4 protein-coding genes and 1 pseudogene are annotated in these 3,745 nt (G+C 68.2%); 3 read left to right on the plus strand and 2 right to left on the minus strand.

Features of this window, described 5'->3' with window-relative positions:
* Positions 1 to 64: 64 nt before the first annotated feature.
* Positions 65 to 541 carry an Lrp/AsnC family transcriptional regulator gene (locus P3W97_RS09225; protein ID WP_300846059.1) on the plus strand — a complete coding sequence of 159 codons (477 nt, stop codon included), beginning with the start codon at positions 65 to 67 and terminating at the stop codon, positions 539 to 541.
* A 15-nt stretch (positions 542 to 556) separates the two neighbouring features.
* Here P3W97_RS09225 and P3W97_RS09230 read toward each other — a convergent pair whose 3' ends face one another.
* Positions 557 to 1,336 (minus strand): SDR family oxidoreductase, encoded by a 780-nt coding sequence (locus tag P3W97_RS09230; protein WP_300846050.1) that lies wholly within the window; start codon positions 1,334 to 1,336, stop codon positions 557 to 559.
* Between the two features lie 57 nt (positions 1,337 to 1,393).
* Between P3W97_RS09230 and P3W97_RS09235 the strand changes: the two genes are divergently transcribed.
* A complete protein-coding gene (locus P3W97_RS09235) occupies positions 1,394 to 2,032 on the plus strand; it encodes an MBL fold metallo-hydrolase (RefSeq protein ID WP_300846052.1) in 639 nt (212 codons plus the stop codon).
* Positions 2,033 to 2,053: 21 nt separating this feature from the next.
* Here the strand turns inward: P3W97_RS09235 and P3W97_RS09240 are convergent, their stop codons facing one another.
* Positions 2,054 to 2,887, minus strand: coding sequence for a M48 family metallopeptidase (locus P3W97_RS09240; RefSeq protein WP_300846054.1), 834 nt, complete (start codon positions 2,885 to 2,887; stop codon positions 2,054 to 2,056).
* Between the two features lie 87 nt (positions 2,888 to 2,974).
* Between P3W97_RS09240 and P3W97_RS09245 the strand changes: the two are divergent.
* Positions 2,975 to 3,745: pseudogene (locus P3W97_RS09245) on the plus strand (MFS transporter); the annotation flags it as partial.

A 3,745-nucleotide genomic window follows, 5' to 3' on the forward strand; every position in this document is an offset into this window, starting at 1 on the left:
TTGGCGCAAGGTCGTTGCGGGTTTCGGGGCATACTTGGATGAATATCCGACTCAGGAGAGCCCCATGCCGCCCAGCCCTTCCATCGACGCAGTGGATCGCCGCATCCTGGCCCGCTTGCAGGAGGACGGGCGCATCACCAACCAGGCTTTGGCCGAGGCGGTGCACCTGTCACCGGCGCAGTGCAACCGCCGCCACCGCCGCCTGGAGGAGCAGGGCTATGTGCGCCGCTACGAGGCGCGGCTGGATGCGCCGCGGTTGGGGCTGGGGGTGACCGCGTTCGTGCATGTGACGATGGAGCGTGGCCATATCCGCGAGGTGGAGCAATTCCGCCAGCGGGTGCGCGACATGGCACAGGTGCAGGAGTGTTACGCGGTGACGGGCGATTTCGACTATGTGCTCAAGGTGGTGGCGCGCGACCTGAAGGCGCTGTCGGACTTCCTGCTGGGCACATTGGCCCAACTGCCTGGGGTCAACGGCGTGCGCTCCAGCGTGTGCCTGGACGAGATCAAATGCACCAGCGCACTGCCGCTGGTGCCATGAAGGGCGGGCGGTGCGTCAGCCACGACCGACGAAGGGCATTTTCGTTGCCATCACCGTGGTGAACAGCACGTTGGCTTCCAGCGGCAGACGCACCATGGCCATGAAGGTCTGCACCACCGCATCCATGTCCATGCGCGCCTCGGGGCGCACGCTGCCATCGGCTTGCAGCACGCCGGCGGCCATGCGCTCGGTCATGTCGCTGGCGACGTTGCCAATGTCGATTTGGCCCACCGCAATGTCGAACGCCCGGCCATCGAGCGCCGCCGCCTTGGTCAGCCCCGTGATGGCATGCTTGGTGGCGGTGTAGGCCACAGAGCCGGGCCGCGGGGTGTGCGCCGAAATGGAGCCGTTGTTGATGATGCGCCCGCCGCGCGGGGACTGCTCGCGCATCAGCGCGAAAGCCGCGCGCAGGCAGTAGAACGCGCCGTTGAGGTTGGTTTGCACCGACTGGTGCCAGTGCTCCAGCGCCGTGGCGTCCGGCGTTGCGGCGGGGGTGAAGATGCCTGCGTTGTTGAACAGCAGATCCAGCCGCCCATGGCGGGTGCGTACCGCGGCAAAGATCCGCTCCACGGCGGCGGGGTCGCCGATGTCGGCCACGACGGGGTGTGCCCGGGCGGTGGCGTCCGGATGGCCGAGGGCGGCTTGGTCGATGGTTTCCTGTAAAGCCGCGGCACGGCGACCAACCAGCCAGACGGTCCAGCCTTCGCGCAGCAAGGCAGTGGCGCTGGCTCGGCCGATGCCGCTGCTGGCGCCGGTGACCAAGGCAATGCGCGAGGGGGCGATGGGGGTGTCCATCGGTGTATTGTGCTGCAGGGGCAGGGGTATCGGCTGGTGCTGCCTACAATGACCGCCATGCTGCGCTACCTCACGATCCCAGTCACCCCCTTCGCTCAGAACTGCTCGCTCGTGTGGTGCGACGCCACGCGCGAGGCGGCGGTGATCGACCCCGGCGGCGACCTCGACGCCGTGCTGGCCGAGGTGCAGCGCCTTGGGCTCGACCTGCGGCAGATTTGGCTGACGCACGCGCACATCGACCACGCTGGCGGCGCCGGCGAGTTGGCCGAGCGGCTCGGCCTGCCGATCATCGGGCCGCACCGGGGCGACCAGTTTTGGATCGACGGACTGCTGCAGCAAAGCCGCATGTTCGGCTTTCCGCCAGCGCAGCCGTTTACGCCAACGCGCTGGCTGGACGACGGCGATGAGGTCACCGTGGGGCAGGAGCATCTGCGCGTGCGCCACTGCCCGGGTCACACGCCCGGCCACGTGGTGTTTCACGCGCCGCAGATTCGGCGCGCCTTTGTCGGCGACGTGTTGTTCGCCGGCAGCATCGGCCGCACCGACTTCCCGGGCGGCAACCACGCGCAGCTCCTCGACAGCATCACACAGCGCCTGTGGCCGATGGGCGACGATACCGTGTTCATCCCCGGCCATGGGCCAGAGAGCACTTTCGGCGAGGAGCGCCGCCACAATCCTTATGTCGCTGGGACGTGAGCGGCGCTGGGTGCCCGTGTCTCAGCCCGCGCGGCGCGCCTGCTCGTACAGCGCCTCGACCTTCGGAATATTGGCTTGCAGGTCGCGGATACGGTTCGGGCCGCTGGGGTGGGTGGAGAGGAATTCCAGGCCGTTGTTGCCGGTCATGCGCGCCATCTTCTGCCACAGCGAGACGCTGGCGCGCGGGTCGTAGGCGCCGCGCGCGGCCAGCTCCAGCCCCACCAGGTCGGCTTCGGTCTCGTCCTCACGGCTGAACTTGAGCGACAGCAGCTGCGTGCCCAGATCCGCCGCCAGCCGGCCGAGGTCGCCCAGCCCGAGCAGCTGCGCCCCGAGCGACAGGCCGATGCCGGTGGCCTGCGTCTTGGCGATGCGCGCCCGTGCATGCTCGCGCAACGCATGTGCCATCTCGTGGCCCATGACCATGGCGGCTTCGTCCTCGCTGAGCTGCAGTTGGTCCAAGATGCCGGTAAAAAACGCGATCTTGCCGCCCGGCATGCAAAAGGCATTGATCTGCTTGCTGCCGATGAGGTTGACCTCCCAACGCCACTGGCGCGCGCGCTCGTTCCATGGCAGCGCATGTGGCACCAGGTGCTGGGCGATGGCGCGCAGTCGGCGCAGTTGCGGATGATCATCTGGGGCCAGCGCGCCCTTGGCGCGTGCCTCGGCCAGCAGTTGGGCATATTGCTGGCGCGCGGCCGCCTCCAATTGTGCCGCGGGTACCAGTGAGCGCAAGCTGGAAGGTGGACCCACATCCACCTGCGCCCAGACCGGGGCGAGTGCGTGGGCACCGGCAGCCGCCGTCGCCCCACGCAAAAAACCCCGTCGACCCAAAAGCGCGGTCCGCGCATGACACATCCAGCACATGGGCGCATGATAGGCACAATCGGTGGCCTGTGTCGTGACCGATCGTGTCTTTTGTAACCCCGTTGTCCGTCCGCATCCATGTCCGCGCCGCCTGCCCACCCCGCCGATTCGTCCCCGCCCGCACCGTGGTGGCGGGTGCTGTGGGATTGGCGTGTGCCTGCGATGGCGGCGCTGGGGTTTTCCGCGGGTTTGCCGCTGCTGCTGATTTTTTCGTCGTTGTCGCTCTGGCTGGGGGAGGCGGGGGTGGAGCGCCGGGCCGTCACGTTCTTTAGCTGGGCGGCGCTGGCGTATTCGTTCAAATTCGTCTGGGCGCCGTTGGTGGATCGGCTGCCCTTGCCGTGGCTGACGGCGCGCCTGGGGCGGCGGCGCGCCTGGCTGTTGGCGGCCCAGATGGGGGTGGTCGTGGCCATTCTGGGGATGGCCAGCACCGACCCGGCCGCTGGTCCGTTTGCGCTGGTGCGGATGGCGGGGTTTGCGGTGCTGTTGGGTTTCATGTCGGCCACGCAGGACATCGTCATCGATGCCTACCGCATCGAGATCGCGGCCCCCGAGCAGCAGGGGGTGTTGTCGTCCGCCTATATCGCCGGCTACCGCATCGGCATGGTGGTGGCCGGGGCAGGGGTGCTGTTTCTGGCCGCGGCATGGGGCTCGGCCAAGGGAGGGTACGACTACGGCGCGTGGGCGGCGGCCTATGCAGTGGCGGCGTTGGCCATGGTGACGGGCCTGGTGACCACAGCGCTGGTGCCGGAGCCCAGCCATCCCGCCGCCGAGGCACCCACTCCCGCGGGCGAACATGCCCGCTTGTTGGTGGTGTTCACCTTGGCGGTTGTGGCATTCGTCGGGGTGTTC

It is taken from the genome of Tepidimonas sp. (assembly GCF_029335975.1).
Lineage (GTDB): Bacteria > Pseudomonadota > Gammaproteobacteria > Burkholderiales > Burkholderiaceae_C > Tepidimonas.

Bases quoted from the DNA above. Each gene is read 5' to 3' on its own strand.
- P3W97_RS09225 (WP_300846059.1), top strand. From the start codon at position 65: ATGCCGCCCAGCCCTTCCATCGACGCAGTGGATCGCCGCATCCTGGCC.
- P3W97_RS09240 (WP_300846054.1), bottom strand. From the start codon at position 2,887: ATGTGTCATGCGCGGACCGCGCTTTTGGGTCGACGGGGTTTTTTGCGT.
- P3W97_RS09235 (WP_300846052.1), top strand. From the start codon at position 1,394: ATGCTGCGCTACCTCACGATCCCAGTCACCCCCTTCGCTCAGAACTGC.
- P3W97_RS09230 (WP_300846050.1), bottom strand. From the start codon at position 1,336: ATGGACACCCCCATCGCCCCCTCGCGCATTGCCTTGGTCACCGGCGCC.